Source organism: Flavobacterium sp. (genome assembly GCF_027484205.1).
Classification (GTDB): Bacteria; Bacteroidota; Bacteroidia; order Flavobacteriales; family Flavobacteriaceae; genus Flavobacterium.
Genome location: NZ_JAIXUB010000009.1, coordinates 28770 through 46942 on the forward strand (window position 1 = coordinate 28770; position 18173 = coordinate 46942).

Annotated in this window: 18 protein-coding genes; 6 read left to right on the plus strand and 12 right to left on the minus strand. The window is 31.7% G+C overall.

The genetic code is table 11. From position 1 onward, the window contains the following. The first annotated feature begins 149 nt into the window (after positions 1-149). Together Q0049_RS02785 and Q0049_RS02790 are read left to right on the plus strand one after the other, a co-directional pair. Positions 150-557 carry a hypothetical protein gene (locus tag Q0049_RS02785; RefSeq protein WP_298116338.1) on the plus strand — a complete coding sequence of 136 codons (408 nt, stop codon included), beginning with the start codon at positions 150-152 and terminating at the stop codon, positions 555-557. A gap of 160 nt (positions 558-717) precedes the next feature. Then, positions 718-5349 (plus strand): FG-GAP-like repeat-containing protein, encoded by a 4632-nt coding sequence (locus Q0049_RS02790; protein ID WP_298116340.1) that lies wholly within the window; start codon positions 718-720, stop codon positions 5347-5349. 54 nt (positions 5350-5403) lie between these two features. On the opposite strand, the gene Q0049_RS02795 is transcribed toward Q0049_RS02790, so the two are convergent. From Q0049_RS02795 to Q0049_RS02845, 11 genes are all read right to left on the minus strand, one after another. Further along, complete coding sequence (locus Q0049_RS02795) at positions 5404-5622, minus strand: hypothetical protein (RefSeq protein WP_298116342.1); 219 nt, start codon at positions 5620-5622, stop codon at positions 5404-5406. 1 nt (position 5623) lies between these two features. Beyond that, positions 5624-6619 carry an NAD(P)H-dependent glycerol-3-phosphate dehydrogenase gene (locus tag Q0049_RS02800; RefSeq protein WP_298116344.1) on the minus strand — a complete coding sequence of 332 codons (996 nt, stop codon included), beginning with the start codon at positions 6617-6619 and terminating at the stop codon, positions 5624-5626. A 415-nt stretch (positions 6620-7034) separates the two neighbouring features. Further along, entirely contained in the window at positions 7035-8201 is a 1167-nt protein-coding gene (locus tag Q0049_RS02805) for an iron-containing alcohol dehydrogenase (RefSeq protein WP_298116346.1), read from the minus strand. 3 nt (positions 8202-8204) lie between these two features. Continuing rightward, positions 8205-8993 (minus strand): type 1 glutamine amidotransferase domain-containing protein, encoded by a 789-nt coding sequence (locus Q0049_RS02810; protein ID WP_298116348.1) that lies wholly within the window; start codon positions 8991-8993, stop codon positions 8205-8207. An 81-nt stretch (positions 8994-9074) separates the two neighbouring features. Next, complete coding sequence (locus Q0049_RS02815; RefSeq protein WP_298116350.1) at positions 9075-9650, minus strand: Crp/Fnr family transcriptional regulator; 576 nt, start codon at positions 9648-9650, stop codon at positions 9075-9077. Further along, complete coding sequence (nadD, locus tag Q0049_RS02820) at positions 9651-10244, minus strand: nicotinate (nicotinamide) nucleotide adenylyltransferase (RefSeq protein WP_298116352.1); 594 nt, start codon at positions 10242-10244, stop codon at positions 9651-9653. Positions 10245-10329: 85 nt separating this feature from the next. Next, positions 10330-10902, minus strand: a complete 573-nt coding sequence (gmk, locus tag Q0049_RS02825) for a guanylate kinase (protein ID WP_298116354.1) — start codon at positions 10900-10902, stop codon at positions 10330-10332. 29 nt (positions 10903-10931) lie between these two features. Next, positions 10932-11297: a four helix bundle protein gene (locus tag Q0049_RS02830; RefSeq protein WP_298116356.1), complete on the minus strand. Its 366-nt coding sequence runs from the start codon at positions 11295-11297 to the stop codon at positions 10932-10934. A 53-nt stretch (positions 11298-11350) separates the two neighbouring features. After that, positions 11351-12211 carry a YicC/YloC family endoribonuclease gene (locus Q0049_RS02835; RefSeq protein ID WP_298116358.1) on the minus strand — a complete coding sequence of 287 codons (861 nt, stop codon included), beginning with the start codon at positions 12209-12211 and terminating at the stop codon, positions 11351-11353. Positions 12212-12307: 96 nt separating this feature from the next. Then, positions 12308-13198: a DMT family transporter gene (locus Q0049_RS02840; RefSeq protein ID WP_298116360.1), complete on the minus strand. Its 891-nt coding sequence runs from the start codon at positions 13196-13198 to the stop codon at positions 12308-12310. Then, positions 13191-13550 carry an arsenate reductase family protein gene (locus Q0049_RS02845; RefSeq protein WP_298116361.1) on the minus strand — a complete coding sequence of 120 codons (360 nt, stop codon included), beginning with the start codon at positions 13548-13550 and terminating at the stop codon, positions 13191-13193. Before Q0049_RS02845 ends, Q0049_RS02840 begins: the two co-directional genes overlap by 8 nt. A gap of 71 nt (positions 13551-13621) precedes the next feature. Between Q0049_RS02845 and Q0049_RS02850 the strand changes: the two genes are divergently transcribed. From Q0049_RS02850 to Q0049_RS02860, 3 genes are read left to right on the plus strand one after another with little or no spacing between them, the layout of a single operon-like run. Further along, complete coding sequence (locus tag Q0049_RS02850; RefSeq protein WP_298116363.1) at positions 13622-14059, plus strand: thioesterase family protein; 438 nt, start codon at positions 13622-13624, stop codon at positions 14057-14059. A 9-nt stretch (positions 14060-14068) separates the two neighbouring features. Continuing rightward, the gene (locus Q0049_RS02855; protein ID WP_298116364.1) at positions 14069-14521 is read left to right on the plus strand and encodes a DinB family protein; all 453 of its coding nucleotides are present in this window, start codon (positions 14069-14071) and stop codon (positions 14519-14521) included. A gap of 31 nt (positions 14522-14552) precedes the next feature. Beyond that, positions 14553-15695 carry a cystathionine gamma-synthase gene (locus Q0049_RS02860; RefSeq protein ID WP_298116366.1) on the plus strand — a complete coding sequence of 381 codons (1143 nt, stop codon included), beginning with the start codon at positions 14553-14555 and terminating at the stop codon, positions 15693-15695. 60 nt (positions 15696-15755) lie between these two features. On the opposite strand, the gene Q0049_RS02865 is transcribed toward Q0049_RS02860, so the two are convergent. Next, positions 15756-16544 (minus strand): glutamate dehydrogenase, encoded by a 789-nt coding sequence (locus tag Q0049_RS02865; RefSeq protein ID WP_298116369.1) that lies wholly within the window; start codon positions 16542-16544, stop codon positions 15756-15758. Positions 16545-16809: 265 nt separating this feature from the next. Between Q0049_RS02865 and gdhA the strand changes: the two genes are divergently transcribed. Continuing rightward, positions 16810-18153, plus strand: a complete 1344-nt coding sequence (gene gdhA / locus Q0049_RS02870; RefSeq protein WP_298116371.1) for an NADP-specific glutamate dehydrogenase — start codon at positions 16810-16812, stop codon at positions 18151-18153. The last annotated feature ends 20 nt before the right edge of the window (positions 18154-18173 follow it).

Below are 18173 nucleotides of genomic sequence, written 5' to 3' on the forward strand. Positions count from 1 at the left end.
AGACTCTAAGTCACAAAGGTTTTTTAAAGAATGTTTTTTATTCTTGTATTATCTCATCAATAAAATAATATTTATTAAAAGTAGATATTTTAAATTGATCTTTGTGACTTAGTGTCTTAGCGGCAAATAAAAATCTTAGTTACTTTAAAATGAAATCAGATATAACAATCCCAAAAGTAGAAAACGTTTTCCTTGCTGCCGTTCAAGAATGGAGCGATGACTTTATGGAAAAAGTTTGGTACATCTATTTAGTGAACGATTCTGACTTTAATTTAGATGGTGTTATGGTTGTTTCTAAAGCTTTTGGAACTATTGATGGTGAAATGAAAAAAACCTCACTTTTGCGCCATGCCTTTCCAAATGTGCCGTCTGTTTCTGTGGTGAAAGTAGAAATGGTTGAAAAAAGTGTGCTAGCACTTAACAACGAATTCATGGTTACCTATTTCATAGGAAACACGCTTTACGATAAAAAATTCACTTTTAGAAAAAACACCATTAACGAAAGAGCCACAGAGGAAGTGCCTATTTTATTCGTGAATGGAGTGATTGTAAGGTAGTTCAACATATTTCTTTACATAGTATTTCCAAATAATAAAAAATTTTCCAAAATCGGGAATTTTTTTTTCTGCCAAAAAAATGAAAATGTTTATAAATCAGCATTTTACATTATCGGCATATTCATTGTTTACAAGATTTACAATTCAAATCTTATAAACAATGATGAAAAAATTATTTTATTTATTTATTCTTTTAATCGGAATAAGTAATTCTTACGCAACAGGTGAGCCATCAACCTACTTTCAAATATATGTGGCTCCAAATGCTGATGCTGTTCAAAGAAACGTGTGTTTAATTGTAACCGCAATTTATGATAACACCGAGTTCGAAATTATTGATGATGGTGCTGATGGCGATACTGACGATTCCAAAATAGGAATTTTAAATGCAGGTCAAAGTTATATCCTTTACATCAAAGACAACGGAATTAATGATGACGCTCGATATGCTTCGGGAGGAGTTTTAAAATGGGATGGAGATTACTTTATAGTAAAATCTAACAAATTAGTTTATGCTTCACAAAGTACTAACAGCGATTGGCAACATGACTGGGTTCCAAGTGTGGATAAAAGTTCTATTGGACAAAAATTTATTATTTATGCTCCAATGATTACCTCTTCCAACAGAGATATAAATGTTTTTGCTTACCAAAATAATACGATTATTGATTTCTATAAAATTTCTACTCAAGCCAAAACTAATACAGGTTTTACAGATGTAAATTTTGAAAATCCTGTGAAAGTTTTTTCTAAAATATTAAACATTGGTGAAGATTTAATATACAGTTCAACCGAAGGACGAAATGTCATGATTTCAGGAGAAACTTATGTTATAATTGCAAATAAACCAGTAACAGTTCAATACGGTGCTTTATTTGGTAATGAACGTGATGGTGGTGGATATGTGCCAACATCCAACGGAAGTTCATCAGGTGAATTAATGTATTTTGCAGTTCCTTATCAATCTGCTGGCGAACAAGAAATTAGAATTGTAAGTTGGGACAACAATAATGCAATTCAATTAGATCGTTATGTAAATGGAAGTTGGGTTGCTGTAAAAAGCCTTACACTAAACAGATTAGTTGCTGGTGATTGGGTTGGAAAAACTAACGGAAATGTATCTTATCCAAATGTATTTAGAGTAACGTGTTCTACTGGTAAAAAAGTATCTGTTTTTGAAGGAAACTGGTTTGAAACTGGTTCGCCAGGAACATCAGATATGGCTACAATGGTTTCTTCTGAAAATGGTACAACAGCTGGTAAAAACTTTCTAACTTATATTGCTCCTCCAGGAAATGAAGTAAATGTTACTAATCCATTAACAGGTTTAAAATATGGTGCTGCTTTTTCACACTTGTATTTATTTTCAAAAACTGGTGCTACTGTAACAGTTAAAGATGCCTATACTAACGGAACAAAATTTAGTAAAACATTCACTATTTTACCTGAAAAATATGCAGATTGCACAATAAGTTTAGCTGAATGGAGAGCTTTTTATAATGGAACAGGAACAAATGTTGGGCCAGAAAAACCATATCTAATAGTTGAAAGTAATAATGATATTGCCGTTCTAAATAGTAATTTCAATGACAACTGGATGTGTTATACAGGAAGTTCACTCGGGCATTCTTTCACACAAACGAGTAATGTGAGTGATGACTCACTAATTCCTGCTGAGCAAGCAACAGTAGTTTCTTATGTAAATACAAGTTCTGAAGTAACAACTCCTTCAATAGAAGTTATTGTTCAAGATGGCTTAAAAGTTGTAGAATCAAAAATTATTAATCCAAACCAAAGCACAACTGCTGGAACAATATCTGAAGAATTAAACAAAACAGTTGTATCGTATGATAACTTACCAACTTTAGATGCAAATTCTACATACCAAGTTGAAACAAAGGTAATTGCAACAGTTGGAGCAAACAATGGAGAATTAGTTGGAAAAACGCTTAACACAACAGTAGAAACAGTAATTTCAGGAAAAGTTAATGGTGAAACACAACAATCTACAATTGCCAATTCAGTTTCGGTTCAAACAACAAATACATCAAACTTAATTTTTTCTCATTTAGAAGATGCTGTTTTTAATGCTGAAACTAGTAATTCATGGACAATAAGTTGGGTTGACATCAATAGCGATGGTTGGGATGATTTATATCTCACAAACATGGATTTGACAGTTCCAAACAAAATCTATATGAATAACCATCTTGGCGGATTCACACCAGGACAAGTTATGCCAGAAGATGGCGTTTCTATGACTAATACTTGGGCAGATATTGACAATGATGGTGACGAAGATTTATTAGTCTTAAATAATGGTAGAAATCCAAACAAGTTCTATAGAAACGACAATGGAACTTTAGTAGCTGATAACACAAAATCATTTACTCAAGATATTTCATATTATCATGGTGGCGCTTTCGCTGATTATGATAATGATAACAAGGTAGATTTATTTATGTGTAATTATTTTCCAACAAAATATAATGAATTGCATAGAAACACAACTAATGGAGCATTTGCAAAAGAAGTAACAGATGTAATTCCTTTAGAAGCAAATTCATCTCTTGGACCAACATGGGCAGATTATGATCAAGATGGTTTTATGGATTTATTTGTACCAAACGGTTCAGGAAATAAAAACTCACTATTTCACAATGATGGTAACGGAACTTTTTCAAAATCTAATATTATCGTTAACCAAGAAGGTGGAAAATCTGTTGGAAGTTGTTGGGGTGACATTGATAATGATGGCGATTTAGATTTATTTGTTACGAATTCAAATTCAACGACGAACTTTTTGTACAAAAATTTAGGAAGTGGAACTTTTGAAAAAATCACGAATTCAATTGTAAATCAAGGTGGAAGTTCTCACGGATGTAGCTTTGCAGATATTGATAATGATGGCGATTTAGATTTATTTGTAACTAATGATAGAATTAGAAAGTTCTTGTATTTTAATGACGGTTTAGGAAACTTTACTGAAAATAGAGATGAAGCAATTACTTATAATTTCGGATTGTCTTTTGGACATTCTTGGAGTGATTATGATCATGATGGTGATTTAGATTTAGCAGTTGCAACACACTCAAATCAAAAAAATCACATTTACAAAAACAATGGAAACACTAATAATTGGTTAGAAATCAATCTTGTAGCAACCGTAAGTAATGGTTCTGCAATAGGTGCAAAAGTTTTTGTTGGAACAGCTACTTCAACTCAATTTAGAGAAGTAAATAGTCAAAGTGGTTTTGGTGGACAAAGTAGTTATACGCAACATTTTGGATTAAATAATGCTACAGTAATTGATAGTATCACTGTAAAATGGCCAAGTGGAATTATTCAAACATTAACAAATGTTGCAATAAATCAACTACTTGAAATCACTGAGCCTCAAAATTTAAAAGTAACTGGAACGGTTTATTTTGACACAAATAACGATGGTCAAAAACAAGATGATGAACCAGTTGTTTCAAGAGCAGCTATTAAAATCTTGCCTTCAAATGCTAAATTATATTCAAATGATAATGGAATATTCACTTTTTTTGCCCCACAAAACAATGTTGAATTAAGTATTTTAGAAGAAAACGGATTAACAGCAAGTACAAGTCCTTTGCAATTAGATTTAACTAATTATTCGACTTCAACCATGATATACATTGCTGCAACAACTATTTGCTCAACAACTGATTTAAAAATTAATATGGGTGGAACCGCAATTAGAAAAGGATTTACTAATAATCAATTTAGAATTGTTGCTTCAAATCAATCAAGAAGTGTAGCTCAAAATGCAATTGTTAGTTTTACTATTCCTTCAAAAATCACAATTCAAAATCCGACACTTGCTGTTACACAACAACAAAATTTTGTTGAAAATAGTATAAATTATACTAAATATTTTTGGACTATAAGCACAATTAATCCGTTTGAAAATAAAACGATTAACTTTACAACAAGCAATGATGCAACGGTTCAAATAGGTGAAAATTATGTGTTTAAAGGACAAATTACCAATGCAACAACAGATTGTGATGAAGCTGATAATTTACTTCAACAAACTTATTTAATTTATGGAGCAATCGATCCAAACGATATTTTGGTTTCTCCAAAAGGTTATGGAGAAGAAGGTTACATTCTTCCTGAACAAGAGTTGACTTATACAATTCGTTTTGAAAATATAGGGAATTTCCCAGCGCAAAGAGTTGTTCTTACAGATGAATTGCCAAAAGAATTAGATATTAGAACATTCAAATTAATTTCAGCTAGTCATCAAAATGGTACAACAGAAATTGTTGGAAATACAATTAATTTTATTCTTGATGATGTTTACTTACCATCAACTTTTGAGGATGAAGAAAAAAGTCAAGGATATATTACTTTTTCTGTAAAACCTTTTTCAGATTTAGAATCAGAAACTAGGATAGAAAATAAGGCATCAATTCAGTTTGATACGTATCTTCCAATAGCTACAAATACTGTTATTAATACTATTCAATCTAAAGATAGTGAGGAAGAAATGATAGTTGTAAATTTATTTCCAAATCCGGTAAACGATGTAGCTTTTATAGGATTAGTTCATAAAAAAGGGAATGATTTTACAAATAAACAAATTTCGAGAGCTGAAGTTTTTACAATGGAAGGACTGAAAGTTATTGATCAAAATTCCGAAGCTTTAGAAGAGATAAGAATTAATTTGCCTTTAGAATTAAAAGGAATGTATTTAGTAAAAATCACAGATACAGAAGGTAAATCATATACTAGAAAGATGTTAGTTCGATTTAGAGAGTAGAGTTTTTTTCATAAAAGGGTTGTTACAAATTTTTTTGAAACAACCCTTTTTAATTTATTGTTTCTTCTCTCGCTTTTCTTTTTCCTTCCAATTAAAATATCCTAAGACAAATACACCTATTACAATATAAGTAATTGCTCTTATATAGAAATTAGTTTCCGAAAGTTGTTGCGAAATAGTTTTTTCTTTAAGTTCAAATAAGGTCATGAAAACAACCATGAATAAACCCCAAAAGCCACCCATTTTTAATTGATATTTCCAACGTTCGCTCATCTTAATCTAATTTATCAGTTAGTTTTTTAAAAGTGCTTTTAGCATCTTTTCCTTCATATAAAATTTCGTAAACGGCATCAATTATAGGCGTTTTAGCTTTGTATTCTTGGTTTAATTTGTACGCACTTTTTACGGCATAATAACCTTCAGCAACCATACTCATTTCCATCATCGCCGATTTTACAGTATATCCTTTTCCAATCATGTTTCCGAACATTCTATTTCTTGAGAATACCGAATATCCTGTAACTAATAAATCGCCCAAATAAGCTGAATTATTAATGTTACGTTTCATTTTGTGTACTTTTCTAATGAATTTCTTCATTTCACGAATGGCATTACTCATAATTACTGATTGAAAATTGTCGCCATAACCTAAACCGTGTGCAATTCCTGCGGCAATAGCATAGATGTTTTTCAACATAGCTGCGTATTCCGTTCCGATAATATCATCAGAGATTTTTGTTTTGATGTAATTTCCGGCAAGAACTTTGGCTACAACTTTAGCTTTATTTGAATCGCCACAAGCAATGGTTAAGTAGGAAAGTCTTTCTAAAGCTACTTCTTCTGCGTGACATGGTCCAGTGATTACGCCAATATTTTCAAAAGGAATATCAAATTTTTTATTGAAATGTTCGCCAACAATCAGAAATGTTTCGGGAACAATTCCTTTGATAGCAGAGAAAATTACTTTGCCTTTTAAACTAACGGTAAGTTTTTCCAATTCCGCGCTTAAAAAAGCCGATGGAATAGCAAAAATGATATAATCTGCATAAGCAACCGCTTCATTAATATCAGAAGTTAATCGCAATTTATTAGTATCAAATTCTACCGAACTTAAATAATTTGGATTGTGTTTTTGAGATTTTATATGGTCAATTGCTGATTGATTCCTCATGTACCAAGCAATTTCGTCTAAATTGACGCACAACATTTTTGCAATTGCAGTAGCCCAACTTCCGCCACCAATCACTGCAAATTTTGGATATTGATTCATTATTAGTTTGTTTGATAATCCAAAAATACTCTTTTTTTAATTCATTGGCAAACCTTGACCGACTAGTTTAGCCCTGACTGCAATGAAAAGCATTGTGAAGTAAATAGCTATTTTTTCTTAGCTTGAAAAAGCGACTAACAGAAGCTCTTTTCGAGATATAGAAAAATGGTAGTTACTAGCAATCTTGTAATGGAAGGCAGGAAAAGCTTTTAGTAAATTTAACTTAAAATTATGATATTCAATATAATATCAAGAAATAATAGTCGTTATTAAAGTATATGATTTCTGTTAGGTGATTTCATCTGTTTAGTTAGTTAAAAATTTTGTTTTGGGGTTTGAGAAAGGCGTTCAGGAATAATATCTTGAACGCCTTTTGAATTTTGGAATTTGGAATTTGTGTTTTGATTTTTTAAAATCAGTAACTCATTTCTACGATTTCTCTAACTTTTTCTAAAGTGATGTTTTGCTTTTCACCCATCGCTTTCCAACCTCTTTCTTCGAAACGATTTACGATAAAATCGGCTGTTTTTTCAATGTTTTCTGCGTTTTCAGAGATTTTAATTTTCATTCCCATGGTATGGAAAAATTCAATGGTTTTTTCGATAGCTTTTTCGGCTTTTTCTTCTACAGAATTTCCAGTGATGTCCCAAACTCTTTCGCCATATTGTGCTAGTTTGTCTTTTTTAGTTTCAAACATTACTTTGTATAAATTTGGACCAATAATCGCTAAAGTTCTTGCGTGATCTATTTCATATAAAGCGGTTAATTCGTGACCAATCATGTGGGTTGCCCAATCGCTTGGAACACCTTTTTGAATCAATCCGTTTAACGCCATCGTTGCGCTCCAAACGAAATTTGAAGCTAGTTTGTAATCACTAGGATTTTCAACAACACTTGGACCAACTTCGATTAAAGTTTTTAAAATGCTTTCTGAAAATCTATCTTGTAAAAGTGCGTCGTGAGGAAATGTTAAATATTGTTCCATGACGTGTGTGAATGCATCAACAACGCCATTTTGCAATTGTCTTTTTGGTAACGAAGTAATTACTGTTGGATCAACAATTGAGAATTTTGGAAACAAAGCACTTCCGCCCAAAGTCAGTTTTTCATGAGTTGCTTCAATAGTTACTACAGCACCAGAATTCATTTCTGAACCTGTTGCAGGTAATGTTAAAACGGTTCCAAATGGAATTACTTTAGATAAATCGGTAAATAAAATTCGTTTTCTTAAAATATCTGTTTCATCGCCTTCAAATTTCGAAGCTGCCGAAATGAATTTCACTCCATCAATAACGCTTCCGCCACCAACAGCTAAGATAAAATCGATTTTTTGCTCGCGAATAGTTTGAACTGCTTTCATCAAGGTTTCAAATCGTGGATTGGGTTCGATGCCGCCAAATTCTGTAATCTCATAGCCTTTTAAAGCTGAGGTTACGGCTTCGTGAACGCCATTTTTAAAGATACTTCCACCACCATAAGCTAATAATACTTTAGCATGTTTTGGAACTAATGTAGCTAATTTTTCTGTTTGTCCTTTGCCAAAAACATAATTGACAGGATTGTATAATTCGAAATTTAACATATTTTATTTTTTTAATTGATTCAATATTTTTTGAGCAACAAGTTTTGAAGATGCAGGATTTTGCCCTGTAATTAATAAACCATCTTCAACAGCATATGGTTGCCAATTTTCTGCTTTAGAATAACTTGCGCCGTTTTGTTTTAATGCATCTTCAAGTAAAAAAGGAACTACTTTCGTCAACCCAACAGCTTCTTCTTCATCATTCGAAAATCCTGTTACTTTTTTCCCTTTTACAAGAAATTCACCGTTTATTTTTACATCTTTTAAAACTGCTGGTGCATGACAAACAAATCCAACAGGTTTATTATTGGTATAAAATGATTCGATTAAAGCTATAGAGTTTTTGTCTGTAGCTAAATCCCATAATGGTCCGTGTCCACCTGGATAAAAAACTGCATCATAATCGGCTTGATTTACATCAGCTAATTTTAAGGTGTTTTTTAATTTTGCTTGTAATTCAGTATCTTTATCAAAACGTTTTGTATCTTCTGTCGCAGCAGATGGATCCTCACTTTTTGGATCAATTGGAGGTTGGCCACCTTTTGGAGTTGCAATTGTAATTTCAATTCCTTGATCTAATAATTCGTAATATGGTGCGGCTAATTCCTCTGTCCAAAAACCTGTTTTTTCGCCTGTGTTTCCTAGTTGATCGTGACTTGTAACAACGAATAATACTTTTTTCATAACTTTTTCTTTTTGATTTTTAATTTGTGATGTGTTGTTTTCTTCCGATTGATTTTTGCAACTAAAGAATAACAAAGGTAGTAATACCAAGAGTTTTATATATTTCATATTTTCAATTATTTGTTACAAAATTACTTTGTTTTGTAGTTTTGAGAAATGATGAAAATCACAAATTTGATGTGATGAAAATCACTTTTTTGAATTTGAATTAAATCTACTCAAGGTTTCACGCGACACACCAAGATATGAAGCGATATATTTTTTTGGGACTTTTTGAAAAAGTAAAGGATTTTGAATTAATAATTTATCGTAACGTTCTTGTGGATTATTGTTAAGCATTGATAAAATACGTTGTTGTAAAGCTATATAACCAGAATTGGATTTTTTTCTAAAAAAATGTTCAATTTTATGCATTTCTGAACATAGCTTTTCACGATTTTCTATAGATAATGATAGCAATTCGCAATCTTCTATACAATCTATAAAAAGTGTTGCATTGGTTTTATTAAAGTAGGCTTGAAAATCAGTAATCCACCAATTTTGAGTAGCAAATTGAACAATATGTTCTTTACCATTTGAATCAACATGATAGGATTTTAAACATCCATTCAGTACAAAATAATCATTTTTTACAATATCATTTTCCTGAACAAGAAATTGGTGTTTCTTGAGTTTTCTGGTTTCAAAATGAGATAAGACATACTCAAATTCTTCATCGGTTAAGGATGTTATTTCTTCTATTTGATGTCGGAGAATTTCGCTCATTTATTTCCTATAAAAATTATTATGATCTACATATTCCCAAACTTTTTCGGGCAATAACGGACGAATATTTTTTTTGTTTTTGATGCTTTCGCGAATGAAAGTTGAGGAAAGTTCTATTACAGGTGCGCCAACTCGATGAATTTTATCCCGAAATTTCGGGAGATTTACAAATTGTTCATCAATTTCACCTGAATTTAATCTTGGATAAACGTAAATATCATGATTTTCTAAAATGTATTCGTAGTTTTTCCATTTGTGAAGCGAATTCAAATTATCTTCACCCATAATCAAGCAAAACTCGTGTTGCGGAAATTTATCTTTTAAATGCGCTAAGGTATTTACAGTATAATTGGGTTGTGGTAATTTGAATTCGATATCTGAAGGTTTGATTTTAGGATAATCGTCGGTTGCTAAATTCACTAAATGCAAACGCTGGTAATCATCCAACAAAGTGTTTTTCTGCTTGTGTGGATTATGTGGCGTAACAACCATCCAAATTTGATTTAAATCGGAATGTTCTGCCATATGATTGGCAATAATCATGTGTCCAACGTGAATTGGGTTGAAGGTTCCGAAATATAATCCTATTTTCATTTTATTGATTCTCAATTAAATTTTTTACACGAATTCCACGAATTAACACGAATTTATTGAGGTTAATTTATTTCACGAATTGGTGCTATTTCGCGTGAATAAAATCCTTTACCAACAGATAGGCTTCTTGCTTCGCCACATCCAAATCATAATTTTTAATAATCGTATCAAATTGTGGCGCTGTTGCTAATTCAACGTGTGCTTTTGCGATGCGCATATTGATTTTTTCATCGCTTTCTGTAGAGCGTTGTTTTAATCTTCGTTTCAATTCGTCAACGCTAGGTGGTTTTACAAAAACAGCTAGTGTTTCTTGAGGGAATTTTGATTTAATTCGCAATCCACCAGAAACATCAATGTCGAAAATTACATTTTTGCCTTTAGCCCAAATGCGTTCGACTTCGCTTTTCAAGGTTCCGTAATAATTATTGGTATAAACTTCTTCCCATTCAACAAACTCTTCGGCTTTGATGTGTTTTTTAAATTCTTCCCAACTGATGAAATAATAATCTTTTCCATCTACTTCTTGACCTCTTGGCTCACGTGTTGCACATGATATTGAAAATTCTAAATTCAAATCTTCCTGAGCTAATAAATGCCTCACTATAGTGGTTTTTCCAGAACCTGAAGGCGCTGAGAATACTAGTAATTTTCCTTTCATTTTAGTAAATAGTGATTAGTAAATAGTGATTAGTTTTTTAAAGTTCTTGAAAAGGCGTTTATCATTTTACTTTTCTCTTCTATCAAACTAACTATTTCGTTATATAATTTAACATTCAAAACAAACTCCAATTCTTTTGCAATTATTAGCTGTGTTTCTAATTCGTATAAAGAACCTCTCGAAATATCAAGAAAATGACTAAAAGATTTATCTGTATTTCTTCCATAACCTTCGCTTATATTTGACGGAATTGATACTGCAGCTCTTTTAATTTGAGAAGTTAATGCGTATAATTCTTCTTGAGGAAATGATTTTACTAATTGATAAACTCTAACTACCAAAATAATTCCCTTTTGCCAAATTAATAAATCTTTATAATTACTTATGTTTGCCATAAATCATCAGTTTTTAATTACTATTTACTAACCACTTTTCACTAATTACTAAATTAAAGAACATTTAAAACTTGTTCCTTAATCTTTTCCAATTCATCCTTCATCATCACCACCAATTTCTGCATTTCAGAATGGTTTGATTTTGAACCCATAGTATTGATTTCTCTTCCCATTTCTTGCGTAATGAAACCTAGTTTTCTTCCGTTAGCTTCTGTTCCTGAAAGAGTTTCTATAAAATAATTTAGGTGATTTTCTAAACGAACTTTTTCTTCTGTAATATCGTATTTTTCTAAATAAAAAATTAGTTCTTGCTCGAAACGATTTTCATCAACATTCACTTGAAGTTCATCTAAAGCGGTTCTCAATCTTGTTTTTACAGTTTCAATACGTTCTTTATCAAAAGAAACCGCTTGATTCATCAATGATAAAATATTTCCGATTCGAGATTGAAATTCTTTTTCTAAAGAAGCACCTTCATCTTTTCTGAAATTAGCAATGTTTTCAAGTGCTTCATCAATGACTTTTTGAATTTCCTTCCATTCGTTTTCGTCAATTTCGTCACGTTCTGTTTTTAATGCATCGGGCATTCTTACAGCCATTTTCATCAATTCAGTTTCATCAGCATTTGGAATAACTGCTTTCATTTGATTGATGTAACCTTTAACAATTGGCACATTAATTTTAGAAGATGTTTCTTCGCCAGTAACTTCGATGTATAAAGAAAAATCAATTTTTCCGCGTTCTAATCGTTGAGAAATTTGATTGCGTAAGCCCAATTCCATTTCGCGGTAAACCGATGGCATTCTTGTATTCAAATCTAAACCTTTACTGTTTAGTGATTTTAATTCTACTGTAATTTTTTTGGTTGGTAATTGCAAAGATGCTTTTCCAAAACCAGTCATTGATTGTATCATTCTAATGTTTTATAGACTTCAAATATATGAAATAGTGATTAGTGATTAGTGAAAAGTGATTAGTAATTTATCGATTTCAAAGCTATTTACTAATTACTATTCACTTTTTACTCGTTTTTGTGTTACCAAATAAACTCCAGCGAAAATTAAAACTGCTGAAAGTAATTTTACCAAACTCAACTCGTCTTTTCCTAAACCAACAGCGAATATTGTTGCAAAAAGAGGTTGTAAATAAATGAATACTGCAACGGTTGTTGGTTTTAACTCACGCATCGAAACCAAATTTAATAAATAAGTTAAGAAGGTTGAAAAAACGACTACAAATCCTATTTTCCAGAAAATATCTGCTGGAATTGTTGTCCAATTTACAGCATCAAATTCGCTCCAGCCAAACGGTAAAACCATTATAAATCCAAAGGTGTAAATCCATTTTACAAAAGTGAACGCATTGTATTTATCCATTAGTTTTTTTACCAAAATCAGATAAAAACCATAGGAAATTGCATTGATAAAAACGAGTAAATTTCCTAAAGTAGCGTTAGGCGCATTGACCATTGATTTTCCATAAAGAATCAACGTTATTGTTCCTGCTAATCCTAAAATTATTCCGATTATTTTGCGTTTTTGCATTTGTTCCTTCATAATAATCGCTGAAAGAATTAATACAATCATTGGCGTTGTGACCATTAAAACCGCACCCATAATTGGCGAAGTATAACTCAAACCTTTAAAAAAAGTAAGCATGTTTAAAGCTACGCCAAATAGAGCAGCGGCTACAATTCGAGGAAAATCTTCTCTAGCAATTTTTTCTTTTGGTCCAAAAAAGGAAATCAACCAAAACAACAAAACCGATCCGCCAACACGCATGGTTATAAATCCGAACGGTTCGACATATTTTGGCATTACATCTTTAGCAATAGTAAAGGTTACACCATAAATTATGGAAACTAATGTTGCGGCAAATAACGCCCAAGTTCTTTTAGACATTTTCTAATGCTTTCATTACTTGCAACATATTTTGTTGTGTGTTTCCAATGTAAATTTTGTCTTGAATTATAAAAACAGGACGACTTAAAAAGGTATAATGTTCTAAAATATATTTTTTAAAATCTTCTTCAGTCAATGCTTTGTTTTTTAAATCCATCGATTTATACAACTGCGCTTTTTTGCTAAACAAGGCTTCGTAACTTCCAGAAAGTGAATGCATATATTCTAATTCTTCTATTGTAATTGGATCTTGTTTTATATCGTGGTACTTCAAATTGGCGTTTTTTGGCAACGATTTTATGATTTTTCTACACGTGTCGCAACTCGCTAAATAGTATATGGTATCAGTCATAATTTTTTCTTTTTGCAAAGAAAAATCATTTGAAACTTATAATCTGTATTTTTGTCAAAAATTTCTATTTAATGAGCACTTTTACTAAAGAATTATCGATTCGTTGGTCAGATTTAGACCCAAATTTTCATGTTAGACATTCAGCTTATTACGACTTTGGCGCGCAACATCGTGTAGAAATTCTAGAACAATTAGGAATGTCAATGCGTATCATGCAAGAACAACATTTTGGACCAATATTGTTTCGTGAAGAATGTGTTTTTAGAAAAGAAATGCGAATGAATCAAAAGGTTTTTATCAGCACAAAAGTAGGTAAAGTAAAAGAAGACGCTTCTCGTTGGACACTGATTCACGAATTTAAAAACGACAAAGACGAAATTCTAGCAACAATTACGGTTGATGGTGCTTGGATGGATACAAAACTTAGAAAAATTGCAAATCCAACGCCACAAATTGCAATTGATGTCATGAATTTAATGCCAAAATCAGATAATTTCACACAATTATAAAATCATACAATGGAAGCAACTTTTAAAATTTGGGAAACCAGCAGAAACATTTATTTGAAAATCATTGAGAATTATTCGTTAGAACAACTGAATAAAATCCCAGAAGGTTTTAGTAATAATTTGGCTTGGAATTTAGGTCATATTATTGTGTCGCAGCAAGGTTTGGTATATCGACTTTCGGGTTTACCAATGAATATTTCACCCGAAATGATGGAAAAATATAAAAATGGTTCAAAACCAACTGCTACAACTCAAGAAGAAATTGAGGAATTGAAAGTGTTATTATTTTCATTGCTAGAAAAAACTAAAGAAGATTATGCTAGTGGCAAATTCATTTCCTATGATGAATATACAACAGGAACAGGATTCCATTTAGCAAATATAAAAGATGCCATGGAATTTAATAATTATCATGAAGGAATTCATTTGGGTTTTATGATGAATATTAGAAAGTTTATATAATCTTATTTACCTTTGATAAAATTTAATTACAATGAAATTTAATACTAAAGTAATACACGGTGGTCAACACCACGAAAAAGTAACCGGAGCAGTGATGACTCCAGTTTTTCAAACTTCAACTTATGTTCAAACTAGTCCAGGAAAACCTGTAGGTGATTATGAATACAGTCGTGCTGCAAACCCAACGCGTCAAGCTTTGGAAGATGCTTTGGCTTCTATAGAAAATGGCGCAAGAGGTTTAGCATTTGCATCAGGTTTAGCAGCAACAGATTGTTTGTTAAGAATGTTCAAAGCAGGAGACGAAATTATTGCAATGGACGATTTATATGGTGGGACATATAGATTATTCACACGTTTATATAAAGATAGTGGTATCAAATTTCACTTCGTTGATATGAATGATTTTGATAAGTTTCAATCCTTGATTAATGAAAATACAAAGTTGGTTTGGGTTGAAACGCCTACCAATCCATTAATGAAATTAGCTGATATTGCAGAAATTGCGAAAATTACTAAAAAGCACAACATTCTGTTTGCAGTTGATAATACTTTTGCAACACCTTATTTACAAAAACCATTAGATTTAGGTGCTGATATTGTAATGCATTCAGCTACAAAATACCTCGGTGGACATTCTGATGTCATTGCTGGAGCTTTGATTATTAAGGATAAAGCATTAGGTGATGAATTGCACTTTAAACAATTTGCAACAGGCGGAACACTTGGGCCAATGGACAGTTATTTGGTTTTAAGAGGAATTAAAACATTACATTTAAGAGTTCAAAGACATTGTGAAAACGGAATGAAAGTGGCAGAATTTTTAAGCAATCATCCAGAAGTCGCAAAAGTTTATTATCCAGGTTTACAAGATCATCCATTCCATGATATTGCAAAAAAACAAATGAGTGGTTTTGGTGGAATGGTTTCATTTACCTTCACATCAGGAAAAAAAGAAGATGCTATTTCGTTTTTAGAAAAACTAAAAGTATTCACTTTAGCAGAATCTCTTGGCGGAGTTGAAAGTTTAGCCAATCATCCTGCATTAATGACACATGCTTCAATTCCTGAAGAAAAAAGACTTGAAGTTGGTATTACAGACGATTTAGTCAGATTGAGCACTGGCGTTGAAGATATTGATGATTTACTTGCCGATTTAGAACAAGCATTTAGATAAAAAATAAAATCCCGATTCAGAATTAATGAATCGGGATTTTTTTATGTTTTTTGTTAACTATTATTGTAAATAATAAATGTAACCAAAGTTTAACCAAATGTTCCAATCATTAGCTTTATTCTCTTTATAAATATCTGGATTTGGATTTAAACCATCAACCCAGTTTGAAAAATAATATTGCCATCTCAAATCAACCATTAAATCAGATAAAGGTGTTAGTTTATATCGAGTACCAACACTTGAAACAACTGACCAAGTTGAACCACCTTTTTGATCAAAAGCATTAAGATATTTTATTGGTGTTACAGTTGTTAATTCTCCTAAACCTGGACCCATTTTTGAATAGGACGAAGGATTATAATAACTAAATTGACCGCCAAGACTTATAAAAGGTGCCCAACTTCCAATTGTTGCAGTAAAATCTCTAATACTATATGGGAAGAATTCTAATTGCATTCCAATGTTTGTAACCGAAGTTTCTCCTCTCATTGCTCTTAATTGGTCAGCAGTTAGAGATGTTCTGTCTCCTTCAACCCATTTTCCAAAATGTTGCAAAGCCGTTTTATTGTAAGATAATTCGCTTCTTAATTTAAAGTGATCATTAAAATAAGTTTCTGGAGTATAACAGTTACATTCCGCTTTATAAGAAAAATTCAAATAATGAATTAAACCGATTCCGTATCCTGTGTTTCCTGCATTTGTAGAAAAATCATATCTTTCACCATAATCTGATTGAAAGGCAACTGGACCTGCAATAGCTCCAATTTCATGGGAAAATCCAAACTGTGCATTTGCTTGATTTATGAAACCAAGAAAAAACAAAGTAAATATTTTTAGGTGTTTAGACATATCGGGTAAATATTAATTCAATTCTTGACAAATATATAAAAACATCAATCACTTATAAAATAAATTAAAAAAAATACACTTATATTAACGAAAAAAATCATCAAATAGTTTAAAAAGCGAATGTTATTTCATGTTTATTTAAAATTTCTTAACAAAAGCATAAAAATGATGAGAATTTCAAAAAAATTACGTCAATATTTTTATAAAATGTATATTTGTCGGATTATTTACGAAAACGTTTTCTTAAAACATTAATATTATAATTATGTCACAAAGTATTAACAACTTTATCGAAGCGGTTGCTAAGAAAAACCCAAACGAATCTGAATTTTTACAAGCTGTTAAAGAAGTAGCTGAAACAGTAATTCCTTTTATTGAAAAAAATAAAAAATACGAAGGCAAAATGCTTTTGGAAAGAATGGTTGAGCCAGAAAGAGTAATCATGTTCCGTGTAACTTGGATTGACGATGCTGGAAATACTCAAGTAAATAGAGGTTACAGAATTCAAATGAACTCAGCAATCGGACCATACAAAGGAGGAATTCGTTTCCATCCTTCTGTTAATTTAAGTATTTTGAAATTTTTAGCTTTTGAGCAAACTTTCAAAAACAGCTTAACAACTTTACCAATGGGTGGAGGAAAAGGAGGATCTGATTTTGACCCAAAAGGGAAATCTGATATTGAAATCATGAAATTTTGTCAAGCATTTATGACAGAATTATCTAAACATATTGGTGCTGATACTGATGTTCCTGCAGGAGATATTGGTGTTGGTGGAAGAGAAGTTGGTTACATGTTTGGACAATATAAAAGATTAAGAAATGAATTTACAGGAGTTTTAACAGGTAAAGGTATTTCTTTTGGAGGTTCATTAATTCGTCCAGAAGCTACAGGTTATGGCGATGTATATTTTGCTCAAAGCATGCTTGCTACAAAAGGAGATAGTTTTGCAGGAAAAACAGTTGTTGTTTCAGGTTCAGGAAATGTAGCTCAATATGCTACAGAAAAAGCAACTCAATTAGGAGGTAAAGTGGTAACAATGTCAGATTCATCTGGATATATTTATGATGCTGATGGAATTGATGCAGAAAAATTAGCTTATGTGATGGAAATTAAAAACGTAAACTACGGAAGAATTTCTGATTATGTAACTAAATACCCAAATGCAAAATTCGTTGAAGGAAAACGTCCATGGGAAGTTAAATGTGATGTGGCTTTGCCTTGTGCTACACAAAACGAATTAAACGAAGAAGAAGCTAAAACATTAGTAGCAAATGGTTGTATTTGTGTTGCTGAAGGTGCAAATATGCCTTCAACTCCAGAAGCCGTTACAGTTTTCTTAAATGCTAAAATTTTATTCGCTCCAGGAAAAGCATCAAATGCTGGTGGAGTTGCTACTTCTGGTTTAGAAATGTCACAAAATTCTTTACGTTTAAGTTGGACTTCAGAAGAAGTTGATGAAAGGCTTAAAGGAATTATGGCAAATATCCATGCAGCTTGTGTACAATATGGAAAAGATGAAACTGGATATGTTGATTATGTTAAAGGTGCAAATATCGCAGGCTTTGTTAAAGTTGCAGATGCAATGTTAGCTCAAGGAATAGTATAAAAACTTATAATTATATTATT